This window comes from Comamonas sp. FUJ_7, from assembly GCF_057369555.1.
In genome coordinates, this window is sequence record NZ_JBXXZI010000008.1 from 41,401 (window position 1) to 57,584 (window position 16,184).

General features: G+C 57.0%; 16 protein-coding genes. 11 read left to right on the plus strand and 5 right to left on the minus strand.

Translation table 11 applies throughout. The features are described 5' to 3' along the window. Positions 1-15 precede the first annotated feature (15 nt). From AC2I9W_RS12905 to AC2I9W_RS12955, 11 genes are all read left to right on the plus strand, one after another. Complete coding sequence (locus AC2I9W_RS12905; RefSeq protein WP_486410352.1) at positions 16-1,263, plus strand: MFS transporter; 1,248 nt, start codon at positions 16-18, stop codon at positions 1,261-1,263. Positions 1,264-1,390: 127 nt separating this feature from the next. Beyond that, positions 1,391-1,942: a single-stranded DNA-binding protein gene (ssb, locus tag AC2I9W_RS12910; protein ID WP_486410353.1), complete on the plus strand. Its 552-nt coding sequence runs from the start codon at positions 1,391-1,393 to the stop codon at positions 1,940-1,942. A gap of 276 nt (positions 1,943-2,218) precedes the next feature. Further along, on the plus strand, positions 2,219-2,941 hold the full coding sequence (locus AC2I9W_RS12915; RefSeq protein ID WP_486410354.1) for an FHA domain-containing protein: 723 nt from the start codon (positions 2,219-2,221) through the stop codon (positions 2,939-2,941). A 191-nt stretch (positions 2,942-3,132) separates the two neighbouring features. After that, positions 3,133-3,567: a pilin gene (locus AC2I9W_RS12920; RefSeq protein ID WP_486410355.1), complete on the plus strand. Its 435-nt coding sequence runs from the start codon at positions 3,133-3,135 to the stop codon at positions 3,565-3,567. A gap of 81 nt (positions 3,568-3,648) precedes the next feature. Further along, positions 3,649-4,065 (plus strand): pilin, encoded by a 417-nt coding sequence (locus tag AC2I9W_RS12925; RefSeq protein WP_486410356.1) that lies wholly within the window; start codon positions 3,649-3,651, stop codon positions 4,063-4,065. A gap of 81 nt (positions 4,066-4,146) precedes the next feature. Next, a complete protein-coding gene (locus tag AC2I9W_RS12930; protein WP_486410357.1) occupies positions 4,147-6,054 on the plus strand; it encodes a hypothetical protein in 1,908 nt (635 codons plus the stop codon). A 241-nt stretch (positions 6,055-6,295) separates the two neighbouring features. Next, positions 6,296-6,934, plus strand: a complete 639-nt coding sequence (locus AC2I9W_RS12935) for a hypothetical protein (RefSeq protein WP_486410358.1) — start codon at positions 6,296-6,298, stop codon at positions 6,932-6,934. Between the two features lie 51 nt (positions 6,935-6,985). Then, positions 6,986-7,837, plus strand: coding sequence for a glycosyltransferase family 2 protein (locus AC2I9W_RS12940; protein WP_486410359.1), 852 nt, complete (start codon positions 6,986-6,988; stop codon positions 7,835-7,837). A 46-nt stretch (positions 7,838-7,883) separates the two neighbouring features. After that, positions 7,884-9,107 carry a lipopolysaccharide biosynthesis protein gene (locus tag AC2I9W_RS12945; protein WP_486410360.1) on the plus strand — a complete coding sequence of 408 codons (1,224 nt, stop codon included), beginning with the start codon at positions 7,884-7,886 and terminating at the stop codon, positions 9,105-9,107. A 24-nt stretch (positions 9,108-9,131) separates the two neighbouring features. Then, entirely contained in the window at positions 9,132-10,013 is an 882-nt protein-coding gene (locus AC2I9W_RS12950) for an FkbM family methyltransferase (RefSeq protein WP_486410361.1), read from the plus strand. Beyond that, positions 10,010-11,011 carry a glycosyltransferase family 2 protein gene (locus AC2I9W_RS12955; protein WP_486410362.1) on the plus strand — a complete coding sequence of 334 codons (1,002 nt, stop codon included), beginning with the start codon at positions 10,010-10,012 and terminating at the stop codon, positions 11,009-11,011. The genes AC2I9W_RS12950 and AC2I9W_RS12955 overlap by 4 nt, the downstream gene beginning before the upstream one ends. Before the next feature lie 17 nt (positions 11,012-11,028). Here the strand turns inward: AC2I9W_RS12955 and AC2I9W_RS12960 are convergent, their stop codons facing one another. From AC2I9W_RS12960 to AC2I9W_RS12980, 5 genes are all read right to left on the minus strand, one after another. Further along, positions 11,029-11,853 (minus strand): glycosyltransferase family protein, encoded by an 825-nt coding sequence (locus tag AC2I9W_RS12960; RefSeq protein WP_486410363.1) that lies wholly within the window; start codon positions 11,851-11,853, stop codon positions 11,029-11,031. After that, entirely contained in the window at positions 11,850-12,737 is an 888-nt protein-coding gene (locus tag AC2I9W_RS12965) for a glycosyltransferase family 4 protein (RefSeq protein ID WP_486410364.1), read from the minus strand. Before AC2I9W_RS12965 ends, AC2I9W_RS12960 begins: the two co-directional genes overlap by 4 nt. A gap of 161 nt (positions 12,738-12,898) precedes the next feature. After that, positions 12,899-13,639: a class I SAM-dependent methyltransferase gene (locus AC2I9W_RS12970; protein ID WP_486410365.1), complete on the minus strand. Its 741-nt coding sequence runs from the start codon at positions 13,637-13,639 to the stop codon at positions 12,899-12,901. Positions 13,640-13,645: 6 nt separating this feature from the next. Beyond that, the gene (locus AC2I9W_RS12975; protein WP_486410366.1) at positions 13,646-14,818 is read right to left on the minus strand and encodes a glycosyltransferase family 4 protein; all 1,173 of its coding nucleotides are present in this window, start codon (positions 14,816-14,818) and stop codon (positions 13,646-13,648) included. A gap of 10 nt (positions 14,819-14,828) precedes the next feature. Then, a complete protein-coding gene (locus AC2I9W_RS12980; protein ID WP_486410367.1) occupies positions 14,829-16,103 on the minus strand; it encodes a nucleotide sugar dehydrogenase in 1,275 nt (424 codons plus the stop codon). Positions 16,104-16,184 lie beyond the last annotated feature (81 nt).

Below are 16,184 nucleotides of genomic sequence, written 5' to 3' on the forward strand. Positions count from 1 at the left end.
TGGCAAAATTTGAGCGTGAAAAAAATCAACACATTCCCAAGCACGCCCAGTGTGAGCGTGCAGGGCACGGACAAATCTTCCACCACCATGACCTCTGAGGAGCGCCGCTCAAGCGGTGCTCTGGCGCTGATCTTTGCGCTGCGCATGCTGGGCCTGTTTCTGGTCCTGCCGGTCTTCATGCTGGAGGCGCGCAAATACCCCGGCGGCGATGACCCCGCCATGATCGGTCTGGCCATGGGCCTGTATGGCCTGACGCAAGCTGTTTTTCAGCTGCCTATTGGTTTGGCGTCAGACCGTATGGGCCGCAAGCGCGTCATCGTTGCGGGCCTGCTGGTGTTTGCGGCTGGCAGCTTGATCGCAGCCATGGCCGATTCGCTCACCGGCCTGATGGTGGGCCGCGCCATTCAGGGCGCGGGTGCCGTGTCTGCCGCTGTCACTGCCTTGCTGGCCGATCTGACGCGTGATGGCGTGCGAACCAAGGCCATGGCCATGGTGGGCGGCAGCATCGGTCTGATGTTTGCGCTGGCGCTGGTGCTGGCTCCGCTGCTTAATGCATGGATTGGCCTGTCCGGCATCTTTGGCCTGACCTGTGCGCTGGCCATGGCCGGCATTGCCGTGGTGCTGTGGGTGGTGCCACCAGAGCCCAAGCAGCATGCGAATGCCCCCAAAGGCAAGTTCAGCGATCTGCTGGGCCAGAAAGACCTGCTGCGCCTGAACTTTGGCGTCTTCATCCTGCACACGGTGCAGATGTCCATGTGGGTGGCTGTGCCCGCCATGCTGGTGCAGGCGGGTCTGGCCAAAGAGCAGCATTGGCACATTTATCTACCGGCCGTGCTGCTGTCATTTCTGGCCATGGGCATGCTGTTCTCCATGGAGCGCAAGGGCAAGCTGCGTACGGCCTTGCTGGGCGCCATAGCCCTGGTGCTGGTGGTTCAGATCGGCTTGGGCATGCTGGCCGCCAGCGGCACCATCCCCACCATCTGGTGCATGGCGCTGCTGATGTTTCTGTTTTTCTGCGGTTTTAACGCGCTGGAAGCAACCCAACCTAGTCTTGTTTCGCGTATGGCTCCTGCGCCATTGCGTGGGGCCGCCTTGGGTGCCTACAACACCCTGCAGTCGCTGGGCCTGTTTGCGGGTGGTGCAGTGGGCGGTGCGGTCGCTAAATTTGCGGGCATGCCCGGCCTGTTCATCATGACGGCGGTGTTGACTGCACTGTGGTTGTTGGTGACCTTGCCGCTGCGCCCGGTAGGCCGTAACGGCTGATCAATCAGGTATGACGGGTATAGGGAAATCCCGCGCTCGCCATGGTCAGCTTGGGGCAAAATGCGCACTTCATTGGTCTGGGACTCATCCTTAAAACCCAGGCCACTTCAACTGAAAAGGTATCTCTATGGCATCCGTCAACAAAGTCATCATCGTCGGCAATCTGGGCCGTGACCCTGAAATGCGCACCTTTCCCAGCGGCGACCAGGTGGCCAATGTGACCATCGCCACCACAGACCGCTGGCGCGACAAGAACACCGGTGAAAACCGCGAGGCCACTGAGTGGCATCGCGTGACGTTCAATGGGCGTTTGGCGGAAATCGCAGGTCAGTACCTGCGCAAGGGCAGCCAGGTCTATGTGGAAGGCAGCCTGCGTACCCGCAAATGGACCGACCAGGCCACCGGCCAGGAGCGCTACGCTACCGAAATCCGCGCCGACACCATGCAGATGCTGGGCAGCCGCCAGGGCGGTGGTCAGCAGCAAGGCGGCTATGGCAGTGATGATGGTTATGGCGAAAGCAGCTACGAAGCCCCTCGTCGCCAGGCGCCTGCACCCATGCAACAACGCTCCGCCCCAGCTCCCATGCAGCAGCAACGTCCTGCCCCTGCGCCCATGGCACCTCCTCCCCAACGAGCAGCTTCAGGATTTGATGACATGGATGACGACATCCCGTTCTAAAAATTCCTTAGATAGGTTTTGTTGATGCGAGGCCCACTCTCGAAAGAGAGGTGGGCCTTGTTGTTTATGTGCAGGCATCAGACTTGCTTCTACCGGGCAAGTTGAGAAATTCAATAGACATACCAACACTGATCGATTTACTGAAATAAGATGCGAGCATGTGAGTGCGTTTCATCCAGTTACGATTGGTGACTTTGCACGGGATCACACGTACAGTGTGAAGAGTCCAGCCAGTGCAGCCAAGCAAGACTTGGCGTTTCCTCAGGAGCTTCGAGCATGCCGACTTTGGTCATCTCAATCGACGGTGCTGTCATCAAGGAAGTACAGCTCACCAAGGAGCGCACGACCTTGGGTCGTCGCCCTTACAACGACATCGTGATCGAGAATCTGGCGGTCAGCGGCGAGCATGCAGTGCTCACCATCACGGATGGCAAAGTCAGTATCGAAGACCTCCGCAGCACCAACGGCACCTATGTCAATGGCCGGGCAGTTCAGAAGCAGGACTTGCTCAATGGCGACTTGCTGGATATTGGACGCTACAAGATTCGCTTTTTGGACACTGCGGCTGTCGATATGCATGCATCAGCATCTCCAAACCAGAATCTCAAAAAGTCATTGGCCCATATTTCTGAAGAGGCAGACAGTGACTATGCCAAGCTGTCCAGCCCCTCCGGTTTTGGCGAAATCTCCAGCTTTGCTTCAACCATTCAAGGCGCTTTATCGGCCTTGCCTGAGCGTCATGCCGTCATTCGCATGCTCACAGGGAGCCTGGCGGGCAAGGAGGTGCCGCTGTTCAAGGTTGTCACCACCCTGGGAAAGCCTGGCGTTGCCATTGCATCCATTACACAAAAACCCCATGGCTTTGTGCTGACCCAGCTTGAAGGCAAGAGCGAAGACCTCAAGCTCAACGGTCAGGTAGTCGGTCCCCTGTCGGTCCCCTTGCTCAATGGCGATACGGTGGAGCTGGCGGGAAGCTCCATGCGTTTTGTCGTGGAGTAGCCATTGAGCTTGATGGTCGTCAAGCTGACTGACAAATTTGTCATGACGCCCGCACGGGTTGCCAAAAATGTTTCTAGCAAGCGAACAATTTTTGCCAAACGTGTCATTTTTCAGTGAAAACACCGAGAAAAAATAGCTGGCACGTAGCTTGCATAGTAGATGGCTACTTCATCAACCTAGGGAGTTTTTCAATGAAGCGTTCCATTCAAAAGGGTTTTACCCTGATCGAACTGATGATCGTTGTGGCGATCATCGGTATTTTGGCTGCTGTGGCTCTGCCTGCTTATCAGGATTACACAAAGCGCTCGCACGTGTCTGAAGGCATGAGCTTGGCTAGTGGTGCCAAGACTGCGTTGACCGAGTACTACTCCTCCAAGGGGGAGTGGCCTGCCGACAACACCGCAGCCGGTATTGCTTCTGCTGCATCCATCAAAGGCAACGCAGTGCGTAGCGTGACCGTTGCCACCAGCACAATTACAGTGGTATTCAACACCAAAGTGGACGCCGGTAAAAAGCTGGTCTTCAAGGGTGCTGCTGCAGCTAATGCCGGCTCCGTGGAGTGGACATGCAATGCTGCTGCTGGTACAGACATTAACGCCAAGTACCTGCCAGTTTCCTGCCGTTAACTCGCTGGTAACTGGCTAAACGCCAAGCCAAATCAAAAAGGGTGCTAGTCACCCTTTTTTATTTTTAACACGGAGGGCATCATGTCACGCGTTCAAGCAGGCTTTACCTTGATCGAGCTGATGATTGTGGTGGCCATTATTGGCATCTTGGCCGCCGTGGCCTTGCCAGCCTACCAAGACTACACCAAGCGTGCCCATGTGGCTGAGGGGATAGGCTTGGCAAGCTCAGCCAAGTCAGCCATCGCCGAGCATTACGTGACCAAGGGCGATTGGCCCACCAACAATGCGCAGGCCGGTTTGGTGTCTGTGGCCAGCGTTAAGGGCAATGCCGTGCGCTCCATACAGGTTAATGCCAGCCAAGTAATTGTGACCTTTAACACCAAGGTGGTGGCTGGTGCTACGGTTGTTGTGCAAGGCGGTGGATCGGATGAAATCTCGCGTTGGAGCTGCACTGGCGGCACGCTGGAGACACGTTACCGGCCATCGAGTTGCCGATAATTTCCTATCGCAGCACCATTGGTGGTGCTGATTTTTTGCGTGGTATCTGATTTGTCTATACCCCATGTTTTTCAGTCGCGCATGGCGGCTTTGGTTTTTTTTCTGACCCTGCTCGGGCTGACCCTTTTTCTCTATAGTTTTGGCTGGAACGGTGGCTGGCATTTTGATGACCCGCCTAATTTGGGTGGTCTGGCCTACGTATTTGCCCAAGGCCAGATAGATGCAGAGGCTGCGCTGGAGTTTGTCTTTGCAGGAGACGCCGGGCCGCTGGGCCGCCCGATAGCCCTGGCCAGCTTTTTGATCGACGGTAGCGGCTGGCCTGCCTCCCCCCCAGAAATATTGCGCACCAACACCTTGCTGCACGCCATCAACGGGCTGCTGCTGTGGGCGGTGTTATTTAACCTGGGGTGCCTGCGAGGCTGGCCCCAGGCCAAGGCGGCCTGGCTGGCGGCACTGGGCGCGGGCGTGTGGTTGCTGCTGCCGCTGTCGGCCTCGGGCGTGTTGATGGCGGTGCAGCGCATGGCGGTGCTGTCGAGCAGCTTTATGTTGCTGGGCCTGTGGCTGTATTTGCTGGGTCGAGCCTATCTGGGACAGCCGGGCCTGCGTGGCTGGCTGTGGATGGCAGGTGGTTTGGGGGTGGGCACGCTGTTGGGTGTGTTGTCCAAGGAGCAGGCGGCGATTTTGCCCCTGCTGGCGTGGGTTCTGGAAGGCTGCTGGCTGATGCCGCCCCGGCTGAGCGATACCGCGCAACGGCGGGGGTGGCTGGGCTTCAAAGTGCTATTTTTTTACCTTCCGGCCACGGCAATTGGGGCTTATTTGTTGAACATCGTCTGGGGAGCCGATTCAGCTTACGCCGTGCGCGAATTTACCCTGGGCGGGCGGTTGTGGACGGAAGCCGTGATTTTGTGGGACTACCTGTGGCTGGCCTTTGTGCCCCGTGCCGTGGCGTTTGGCCCGTTTCATGATGATTACCCCATCTACTCCGCTGAGAACCTGTCCGCACTGGTGGCGGCAGGGGCTTGGCTGGGTATTTGGGTGTTGGCTTTTGCGGTACGCCGTAGCACGCGCCTGCCTTTGCTGGCACTGATGTGGTTTGCGGTGGCGCATGTGGTGGAGTCCAGCGTAGTGCCGCTGGAGCTGTATTTTGAGCACCGCAACTATCTGGCCTTGGCTTTGCCTCTGTTTACGCTGCTGGTGGCGGTATGGCAATGGGCTGAAAAGCGGCACACAGAGCGGCTGCTGGCACTGGGCGTGGGGGCTTATGGGCTGCTGCTGGCGGGGGTGCTGTTTCAAACCACCACGCTGTTTGGTCAGCCCCTCATCGCTGCGCAAATGTGGTACGGGCAGCACCCTGGTTCGATTCGGGCTGCGCAGTATTTGGGGCAGCATTGGTCACAAATGAATAAGGTCGAAAGCGCGCTGCAGGTGCTTGATGCCACAGCGCAACTGCGCCCCAATGCAGGCACCCTGAGTCTGCAAGGGCTGCAACTGGCGTGCGTGCTGGATAAGCCCGAGGCGGAGTTGCAAGCGCGGCGCGATCAGGTGCTGCGCGAACTGCCGCTTGCACCGCAGCGTTTTTCTATCGTCAGCACCTTGGACAAGCTCAAAACCCTGCATTCGCAAAAAAGCTGCAGCGGCTTTATCCAGCAAGACGACTTGTTGGCCATTGCCCAGGCGGCGCTGCAAAACCCTCGAATTGCCGGGGTGGCACAGGAGCGCTCCAACCTGCATGTGTTCATGGCTAGCTTGTTCATTGATGCCAAACAGCTAGGCCCGACAATGGAGCATTTGCTGGCGGCGGTGCAAGCGGTCCCCAGCCTGCAAAATTTGCAACTAACGGCTGTAGTGCTGAAAAGTGCTGGCATTGGCGAGGAAATGGCAGAAATCCTGGAGGAGCACAAGCCCCATTGGCCGCGTAACCCGTGGCTGCGCCAGCGCATGCAAAAGGAATGGCAAGAGCTGCAAGCGCAGGTAAAGGCAGCGAAGTAATTACGGCTGGTCATCAAAATTTTGGAAAAAACAGCCTAAAACCATTTCTGTAACTACGTCATCAGCTATCAAAGTAATATCAAGCATACCCCCAGGAGCCCCTTGTGAATAGCAGCGCCCACCCCACGCGCTTGAAGTTTGCCAGCCGCTACGCGCTTAGGCATTTGCTGTTGTCGGCCTGTGTTGGCCTGGTTTCTGCGGCCTATGTGTTTGGCGGTTGTACCCGCCGCCGTTTCAGACTATGTTGGGTGTGGGCAAGGTGTTTTTCTGCCTGCTGGCTGTCGATGTGGTCTGCAGCCCGGTGTTGACTTTGCTGCTAGCTAGCCCGGCCAAGTCACGGAGGGCGCAGTGGGTGGACTTTGGCCTTATTGGCACGTTGCAAGTGCTGGCGCTGCTGTATGGACTGCACAGTGTGTGGGAGGTCCGTCCTGTGGGTATAGCTTTTGAAGTAGACCGGCTGGTGCTAGCCACTGCCAACGAGGTGCAAATCCAGGAGTTGCCTGAGGCTCCCGCAGGTATGCGGCAGCTTCCTTGGTGGGGGATGTTATCCATGAATACCCGCGTACCCAAAGATGGAGCTGAAATCCTGCAAAGCGTGGAACTGGGGCTCGCTGGCATATCCCCGACGATGCGCCCTAGCTGCTGGCTGCCGTGGAGCACGGCGCAAGCCGCCATTGCCGCGCGCGCAAAACCCTTGGCGACCTTGCTGCAACGGCGCCCCTACAGCGCGGCTACGCTGCAATCGGCCGTTGCAAAAACAAGATTAACAGAACAAGAGCTGTATTACCTACCACTGACGAGTAGTACAACTCAGGAGTGGGTAGCACTGCTGGATGCGCGGCAGCGCATCGTCGGCTTTGTGCCGGTGGATGGGTTTTGATTTTGCACAGGCATACTCGCTGCAATACTTTTTGATACCGTCTACGCTGCCATGAAACTTTCGATCGTTCTTCCCGCCAAAAATGAATCCGCCGCCATCGGTGCCACGGTGAAAAACATCCGCGCCCAATACCCGCATGCGGAGGTGTTGGTCGTCAACGATGGCTCTACTGACGACACCGCTGTCATTGCTGAACAAGCCGGCGCAAGAGTAGTCCACCACCCTTACAGCAAAGGCAATGGGGCAGCGATCAAGACTGGTGCACGCACGGCCACCGGAGACGTTCTCGTATTTATGGACGCTGATGGACAGCATGATCCCTCTGATATTTCACGCTTGCTGGACACGCTGGGGCAAGGTCACGACATGGTCGTAGGCGCACGTCAGAAAGGCTCGCAAGCCAGCATCGGGCGCGGCTTTGCCAACGGGCTGTATAACCGGTTAGCCAGCTGGATGACCGGGCACAAGGTGGAAGACCTGACCAGCGGCTTTCGCGCCGTGCGGGCGGACAAGTTCCGCGAGTTTCTCTATCTGCTGCCCAATGGCTTTTCTTACCCCACCACCAGCACCATGGCGTTTTTTCGCGCTGGGTACTCGGTGGCGTACATCCCCATCCACGCGGCCAAGCGCATCGGCAAAAGCCACATCCGCCTGCTGCGCGATGGCACGCGATTTTTGCTCATCATCTTCAAGATTGGCACGCTGTTTTCGCCAATGAAAATCTTTGCACCGGTAGCATTATTGATGTTTTTTCTGGCCAGCGGCTGGTACGGTTGGACATTTATCACTATGCATAAATTCACCAATATGAGTACCTTGCTTTATACGGGCAGCGTCATTACCTTCATGATGGGGCTGATATCTGAGCAAATTACGGCGTTGATGTACCGTGGCACCGAGTAATGCCGCAGCCATCGCTTTTCACTGCTTGGTTTGACCCGCGCTGGGCATGAGCAGGCTTTCCATCCGCTGGCGCCCCGGTGGTCTGGCCCGTAGCGGCCTGGTTTTGCTGGGCTGGATGCTGCTGCGGGCTGCCGCGCAAGCCGCCACGGTGGTGTGGCTGGCGCGGCAGCTGGGCGCACAACCTTATGGGCAGTTTGTGGCAGTGGTGGCTGTCTCCTCGTTTTTCACCCCTTTTGTCGGCTTGGGCTTATCCCACATGCTGCTGCGCAATGCGGCACGCGACCCAGCGCACGCTGGCAACTATCTGGCACGTGCGCTGCATTGGTGGCTCCGCACGCTCCTGCCGTGCGTGGCTGCGTCGGTGGTGGTGGCCCTGTGGTTGCTGCCTGAGCGTATAGCGCTGCTTGCTCTGGTGGTGGTGGCTGCAGCCGAACTATCCGCAACCTCGTTGACCGAGCTGTGCGCCCGCCACCTGCAGGCGCAGCAGCGCACCCATGCCTTTGGCGCCGTCAACGCGGGCTTGCCGGGCGCGCGGCTGATGGCATTGGGCCTGCTGTGGGCAGGCATGGGGGATCCAGGTGTCACCGCCGTGCTGTGGACTTACGCGGCCAGCGGGCTGATCTATGCCGCGCTGTTATGGCTGCCTTTGCGCGCGGCGGCCAAAGCGCCTGATGCGGTGCTGCCGGAGCCCATGACGGCGCGCAGCGGGCTGCCATTCAGCTTGGCCGTTTTTGCCACCAAATTGCAAGGCGAGTTCAACAAGCCCATGCTGGCACAATCGGGGTTTGGCCTGGCAGGCACCTACAACGTGGCCCAGAGGGTGGTGGACATGGCCAGCCTCCCTGTGCTGGCTTTGCAAGAAGCGTTATGGCCGCGCCTGTATGCCCACGCTAACCCGGCACGGCAGCTGCGCCGCTCCGGTGCCGCGCTGATGCTTCTGGCGTTGGTCGTGGGTGGTGTCCTGTGGCTAGTGGCCCCGCTGCTGCCCGTAGTTTTTGGTGCCTATTTTGCAGATGCGGTGGCGGTTTTGCGCCTGCTGGCCTGGTTGCCCATGCTGCAGGTATTGCGGGCGCTGCTCAATTACCACGCCATCCATCATGGCCGAACACAGCAGATTGGTTGGGCCTACGCCATCGGCGGGGTGGTGAGCGTGGTGAGCGTGGCAGTATTCGCTCCTGCTTATGGGCTGACTGGGGCGGTGTGGGCTGGCTACGTAGCAGAGACCGTGATGATTGTTTTTTTGCTTCAGGGCGCGCTACGCATCCGCTGATAACCCGTTTGATGAAAGCTACGCATGTCTTTGCCTAACCCCATACGCAACTCCCAGGTGCTGCGTCGCCCCTTGCTGGCCGCTAGCCGGGCTTTATTTTTGCTGTTGAAGTCCGGGCCTGCGCTGCTGCGTCGCGCTGTCTACGACGCCATGCCGGTACCGTATTTAGTGACCGGGCGTCCTGAACATTTCGTAGTTGCGACTGCGGACAAAGTGATTGGCCGCGAATTATTCCTGCATGGCGAGTTTGACTTTGCCAAACTGCAAACGGCCTTGGCGATCATTGAGCGAGAGGGCCTGCCCCGTCCCCAGCACTTGATCGATGTCGGCGCCAATATCGGCACCATCGTTATTCCGGCAATGGCACGCGGACTAATGCAATCGGCCACTGCCATCGAGCCGCACCCGACCAATCTTCGACTGTTGCGCGCCAACCTGGCACTGAACGGCTTGTCGGAGCGTGTGCGCGTGCTGGCACAGGCGGTAGGAACAGAGTCCCATGCTTCGTTATTTCTCACGGAGTCCTCAACCAACAGTGGCAACCATTCGATTGGGCGCACGGGCCTGCCTGTCGCTTCCACGCGTCTCGACGATGTGGATTGCCCGCACGATGGTGCGCTGCTATGGATGGATATCGAGGGTTATGAAGGCCATGCACTGCGCGGTGCGCCAAACCTGTTGGCTGCAGGCATCCCCGTTGTCTGCGAGTACAACACTGGATACCTTGAAAATTCGGGTGGAATGAATTGGTTTCGGGAGGCACTGGCGGGGCGGCGGATTTTTGATTTGAAGCATGGAGTGAAGGCGAGAGAAGTTAGCTTGGACGAGCTTGCGATTCGATATCCAACTAGTCGTGAATTCACAGATATATTGTCAATTTCGACACATACGGATTCGCCAAAATGACGCCACTTCTTTCCGTCGTTATCCCAACATTCAAGCGTCCGATCTTTCTTAATCGTGCTATTTCAAGTGCTTTGGCTGCCGCACCCAGCGATGAAGTCGAGGTCTTAGTAATACCTAACGGCCCCGATGATTCATGGAAATCGGTTGCAAAGAATTTTAAAAGTGATGCCCGAGTTCATTTTAACGAAATGGCACTTGGAAATGCTTGTGCGGCCAGAAATTACGGCCTCAATAAAGCGCGCGGAAAATATATTAGGTTTCTGGATGATGATGACTATTTATATCCATCTGCCGCCGAGCAGCTGATCTTTATTGAATCTCGTCATGCGGATATTTATTCGGCGCCACTCGAAATAATTTCCAAAGATGGATTGGGAAAAGGATTTTTTGAAATTCCTTCTTCTGGCGACTACCCGACGGTCGCTTTTCTTTCCATTGGCATTAGCGGGTTCGGACAGGGATCCATATTTAAAAGAGCCGCTATCCAACATATGCAATGGCGCGAAGATGTTGTTTTATATGACGACTATCTCTGGATGCTTGACTTAGCCGAAATAGGGGAGCTGGACTGGCACCAAACAGCTATTCCAGTAGGCGCCTATGTCCAGCATGACAACGCTCGACTTTCTCGTATTAGACGTTCAGGAAAAAACTCGCAGCCATTGGTGGCGGCAATTTTGCATTTGCATCATCGGTTGGCAGCAACTGGTCGAGCCACCCCAGAAAGAAAGCATGCGGCTGCAACAGCGCTCTTGACTCATGCGCACTCCGCTTTTCCATCTAATCCATTTTTTTTAAGCAAAGCCATCAAGCATGCGCATGACATTGATCCAAGTGCACTCCCTATGCAAGCAATTTTCCGCTCCTATCCTTGGCTAGGACATAACATGCTCGTATCCGAATGGATGATGATGGCACCCCGATATTTCACGCGCGGCTATCGCCGGGCATCCTGGTTTGTGAAGGGCCTGTTTGCTCAAACACAGTCCACTCCTTGAGTTGTCCAACTTAGGCATTAACGAAGCAAATCAATGAATGCCCGCAGTGGCACCCATGACCGATACCTCCACGACCGCAGGCAAGCACGCGCTAGCAGGGGGGGAATCCGCAACACACGCATCAACGTTGCAGAAAATGCATTGGGCGCCAGTTTTTCCGCCAGCAGCCAGTGGGACTGCACCAAATACCGCTCATAGGCCGCACTGGCATGGCCGCTGCTGCCCAATCCGTCGTGCTGCAGATAACTGCGATCCAGCAGCACCAATTGCCCGCCTTGGCGGCGAATGCGCCACGATAGTTCCACGTCTTCGCCGTACATGAAGAAGGTATCGTCGAACAGAGGCTGGGTGTTGTCGGGCCGCTGCACCAGCAGGCAACAGCCACTCAGGTACGCAAAGCTGCCCCAAACGGGGCGCTTGGTGACTAATGCCAGCCATGGCTGGTAGTACAGCCAGCCTTGTTCTTGGCCATCCTGCATCAGGCGCGGTGCAATCAGCATGGGGGTATTGGAGTGCGTCAGTCGCGCTTCTAACGCGAAGCGCATCCCCGGTTGCACCTGGGCATCGTTGTTGACCAGCAGCACCGGCCCGGTGTAGCCATAGCGCCCCAGGGCTGCCAGCGCGGCGTTCATGCCTTTGCCAAAACCCAGGTTGCGGGGGTTGGCAACCAGCACTACGCGGGGCTCTGCCGCATACCGGGTTTGCAGGTGTTGCAAGCTGGCCCCTGCATCTTCCGAGTTGTCCCAAACCAGAATGGGTGCCCAGCCATCGGCCAACAAGCTGTCAATACACGCACTGGTGAGCTTGGGTTTTTTGAAATGGATGGTGATGGCGGCAGTCACAGGGCACCTTTGGCATCTTGGGCATCTGCGGTGGCACACTGGTACAGGTGCAGGTATGCGTTGGTCATGGCGGTTTCTGAAAAACGCTCTACTGCCTGCAGCCGCGCGGCTTGCGCCAGTCTGGCGTACCGGACGTGGTCAGCGGCTAGGCTGCGCGTGGCAGTCACCAACGCCGCAACATCATTGGGTGGGCACAGCAGGCCGGTTTGACCGTCAGCAACCGCTTCAGAGACGGACGACCCGTGCATTCCAATAATGGGCAAGCCACAGGCCATGGCTTCTATCGCCACTAGGGGGTGGCCTTCGCTGCGCGATGGAAACAGCAGCGCGTCTGCATTCTGCATGGCAGCTATCACAGCAGCATCACCTTGCAAGCGGCCAATGTCGATCATATTGGGCGGCATGTGGGCCTTGTCTTTTTCTGCGGTCGGGCCTCCGGTGTAGTGCAATACAAACTTCTCACCCAACTGGCGCATGACTGGCGCTAACAAATCCACCCCTTTGCGCGCCATCCAACTGCCCACAAACAGTAATTTGAACGGTTCACCTGGCTGCCGCTGGCGCGCACTAGGGCAAAAGCATTCAGTATCCACACCGTTGTAGATAACCTGCATGGGAACATCTAACAGACTGTGCTGAGTGCTGTGGGCTACAAACTGGCTGACCGCCACCACACATTGAGCGTGGCGTAACACACGGCGTTCATTAGGGGCTATCCACCAGCGGTGATAGGCTGCACGCAGAGGGCCTTTGTAAGCACTGGCATCCGGGTGGTGTACAGCGTGGTGAATAGTTGCTACAACCGGCAGATTGCGTGGAATAAAGCGCATATGCAGCCAAGTGTTGACATGCACCACCGTGACCCACGATGGTGGCCGAGGCACACTCACCGTCCAAGGGGCGTATTCAGCTCGTAAGGGAAGCCAGGTAATTTCTGCCCGCACCCCACGTTTTTGCAAGCCCGCTACCAAGCGCTCTGTGAATACATCAGTGCCTGTGCCCGTACGCACTGTAGGAAACCAGATGGCAGGAATAGCCGTATCCATTAGCAGGACCTTCTCAACTGGTAAATCAACGTTGGGATGATCGGACTAAGCGGCTGAAGTAGAGCATCTGGGCAGTGGGTCAACACACGATTACTCCAATGCGTAGGACGCTCAATTTCAAAGGTCACACGCCAACCTTCCACGCATTGGTTGCAATACTGCAAGTCCGCTGCTTCCAGCATGCGCTCCAGTTCACGCATTTGCAGTGGCTCGCAGTCGTACACGCTCCCTTTTTCCATCCACCGCAGATAGGTGCTACGCCATGCATGAGGCAGCCAACTCAAGAATTTCAGACGGTAGTGGGGTTCGGTCACCATCCAACGGTTGGGTACCGCCAAATAGGCTTTGCCAGTGCATGTCAGTACGCGGCGTATTTCACGCAAATGTTCTAGCTGTGCTGCCGTATCACCCACATGCTCAATGACATGATTACTGATGACTGCGTCAAATTGCTGGTCAGCAAAAGGCAATTGCACGCCTTGCACATTATGATAGACGTAACCCTCCTGTATTTGGCGGTTATCGTGCACATCGACCGCTGTCACAGAACACTGCAAGCTTGGGTGCTTTGCAAAGTAATGCGCGATACCCCCAGAACCACAGCCTATTTCTAGCACCCGTATCGGCTGAGGAAATTGCTGCAACCCCAGCAATCGTTCGATTTTGAGCGCTTTGAGTCGCCGTGATGCCAGATCAATAACGGCATGTGGCTGACGTTCCAACCTATCTGTAGAGTGCATGGCAGTTCAATTCGCAATCCTTGGCCTGTATGCTGCATTCACTTGCAGCACGTCCCTCAACTTCTGACCCATTACCGGCCAAGCAAACTGCGTCGCAAAGTTGCGACTACTGGCTCGCCAAGCAGCGTTGCTGGACGCAGTCAACACTTGCTCTGCAGCCTGTGCCAAAGCAGCGTAATCTCCGGGTGCAACCAGATGGCCAGACTCTCCTTCGGCCACGGCATCCACAATCCCCCCTGTCGCAAACGCCACTGTGGGTAGGCCATGCGCTGCTGCTTCAATCGCCACCATGCCAAAACCTTCCGGGTCGCTAGGCAGTTCGCGCACAGGGAAGGTGTGGAGCGAAGCGCTTTCGTAGGCGCAGGCCAGTTCTTGCGGGTCGGTGATCACACCCAGAAAGCGTAGGTGCTGACCAATCCCCGCCGCATCGGCAACCACTTGAATACTGGCGCGCGTTTGCACCCCTGCCAGCAGCGAATCGCTCGGCGCATCGCCGACTACAGCCAACACCGTGTCTGGTGCAGACTGCACGATGGCAGGCAAGGCATATTGCACAAATTCGCGCAGGCCTTTGCGCTCGGTCAGGCGCCCCACAGAGAGCAAAACCCGCGCATTACCCAAGTCGTGATGCTGGCGGAATGCTTGCAGCGCCTGCGGTGTTTGGCGCTCTACAGGGATATGCACACCGGGGTGAATGGTGGTGATTTTTTTTGGGGCCACACCCAACTGCAGGGCCAACTGTGCTGTGGGCTGGCTATTCACAATCACGCCATCCATGTGACGGATCGCAGGGTACCAGATGGCGCGGTAAAGCGGATGGCGCACGGCCGCATCTAGTCCGTGCAAATACACAAATGCTTTGCCACCGCTGGCCCGTGCAGCCAACCAAGCAGCAGGTGCTGTCAAACCGCTGCCTGCCAGCACGATATGAGGCTGAAAGCTACGGGCTTTGGCCACAGCTTGCCATGCGGAGGTCAGCAAAAATCGAGGCAATGGGCGCAGTGCCACTTCTTGGACGGGCACGGCAGGAGGTGCGATGGCAGCAGCGCCTTTAGGGCCGATGAGTTGTACCGATGCATATTTTGAAAGTTCATCCGCAATGTGCCAGTTCAGGCGCTCCATGCCGCCAATCAAGGGGGGCAGGTTGCGGGTGATATGCAAGATGCGCTGCTGGGTCATTGGCACTGCCTCATGCCGCAACCACATTGCCAGCACACGCCAGCCGCCCGCGTGTATCCACGAGGAGTTGTGCATGGGCTTGCAACAGCACATAGTCAAACAGATCATGGTCCGTCGCCAGCACGATGCAGTCATAGCTGACGATGTGCTGCGCCGTCAACGCTACCGATTGCAGGTCAAAGTGGTAGTCGCGCTTGCGGGGGAAAGTGGGCACGTGCGGGTCGCTGTACGCAATCACGGCGCCTTTGTCTTGCAGCAGATCCATGATTTCCACGGCGGGTGATTCGCGCGTGTCGTCAATGTTTTTTTTGTAGGCCAGCCCCAGCACCAAAATGCGGCTGCCTTTAATGGCCTTGCCGTGCTCATTCAACGCATCACCTACTTTGCCCACCACCCAGCGCGGCATGTAGTGGTTGATTTCGCCAGCCAGCTCAATGAACCGGGTGTTGATGCCGTATTCACGGGCTTTCCAGGTCAGATAAAACGGGTCAATGGGGATGCAGTGCCCGCCCAATCCGGGGCCGGGTTTGTAGGGCACAAAACCAAAGGGCTTGGTGGCGGCGGCATCGATGACTTCATGGATGTTGATGCCCATTTTGTCGGCCACGATTTTCATTTCGTTGACCAGGCCGATGTTGACGCTGCGGTGGATGTTCTCCAGCAGCTTGGTCATTTCTGCCGCTTTGGTGCTGCTGACGGGCACCATGCTCTGTATGGCGTGCTGGTATAGGGCCATGCCCAGTTCCAGACAGCGAGGGGTGTGGCCGCCGATGACTTTGGGGATGTTTTTGGTGCCGTACTGAGGGTTGCCGGGGTCTTCGCGTTCGGGCGAAAAAACCAGGGCACAGTTCTTACCGGGTTCCAGCCCGTGTGCGCGAAGCCGAGGCGCAAGCACTTCGTCGGTGGTGCCTGGCCAAGTTGTGCTTTCCAAGCTGAGCAATTGTCCCTCGCGCATATGGGGCAGCGCGGCTTCGATGGTGTTGATGATGAATGACAGGTCAGGCTCTCGATGAGAGTTCAGAGGCGTTGGCACGCAGATAATGAGCGCATCGACTTCGCTAGTTCGACTGAAGTCCGATGTGGCAATGAACCCATGGTCGCGGGCCTGTCGAATTGCCGCTGCCGTGATTCGCTCGATATAGCTCTGGTCTGTATTGAGCTGTCGAATCTTGGTCGCATCAATATCGAAGCCGATAACTTTGATGCCGACTTCTGCAAACCTTAATGCCAGAGGCAATCCGACATAGCCTAGGCCATAGATGCCGACACATATCTGTCTGCTCACTAGTCGGTCTTGAAGATTTTCGAGTGCTTTGTTGATAGTTGCTGAAGTGTGCACAGATGCTTCGGTCGTCATTTTTGACTG

Bases quoted from the DNA above. Each gene is read 5' to 3' on its own strand.
- ssb (WP_486410353.1), top strand. From the start codon at position 1,391: ATGGCATCCGTCAACAAAGTCATCATCGTCGGCAATCTGGGCCGTGAC.
- AC2I9W_RS12915 (WP_486410354.1), top strand. From the start codon at position 2,219: ATGCCGACTTTGGTCATCTCAATCGACGGTGCTGTCATCAAGGAAGTA.
- AC2I9W_RS12920 (WP_486410355.1), top strand. From the start codon at position 3,133: ATGAAGCGTTCCATTCAAAAGGGTTTTACCCTGATCGAACTGATGATC.
- AC2I9W_RS12925 (WP_486410356.1), top strand. From the start codon at position 3,649: ATGTCACGCGTTCAAGCAGGCTTTACCTTGATCGAGCTGATGATTGTG.
- AC2I9W_RS12930 (WP_486410357.1), top strand. From the start codon at position 4,147: ATGGCGGCTTTGGTTTTTTTTCTGACCCTGCTCGGGCTGACCCTTTTT.
- AC2I9W_RS12935 (WP_486410358.1), top strand. From the start codon at position 6,296: ATGTTGGGTGTGGGCAAGGTGTTTTTCTGCCTGCTGGCTGTCGATGTG.
- AC2I9W_RS12940 (WP_486410359.1), top strand. From the start codon at position 6,986: ATGAAACTTTCGATCGTTCTTCCCGCCAAAAATGAATCCGCCGCCATC.
- AC2I9W_RS12945 (WP_486410360.1), top strand. From the start codon at position 7,884: ATGAGCAGGCTTTCCATCCGCTGGCGCCCCGGTGGTCTGGCCCGTAGC.
- AC2I9W_RS12950 (WP_486410361.1), top strand. From the start codon at position 9,132: ATGTCTTTGCCTAACCCCATACGCAACTCCCAGGTGCTGCGTCGCCCC.
- AC2I9W_RS12955 (WP_486410362.1), top strand. From the start codon at position 10,010: ATGACGCCACTTCTTTCCGTCGTTATCCCAACATTCAAGCGTCCGATC.
- AC2I9W_RS12970 (WP_486410365.1), bottom strand. From the start codon at position 13,639: ATGCACTCTACAGATAGGTTGGAACGTCAGCCACATGCCGTTATTGAT.
- AC2I9W_RS12975 (WP_486410366.1), bottom strand. From the start codon at position 14,818: ATGACCCAGCAGCGCATCTTGCATATCACCCGCAACCTGCCCCCCTTG.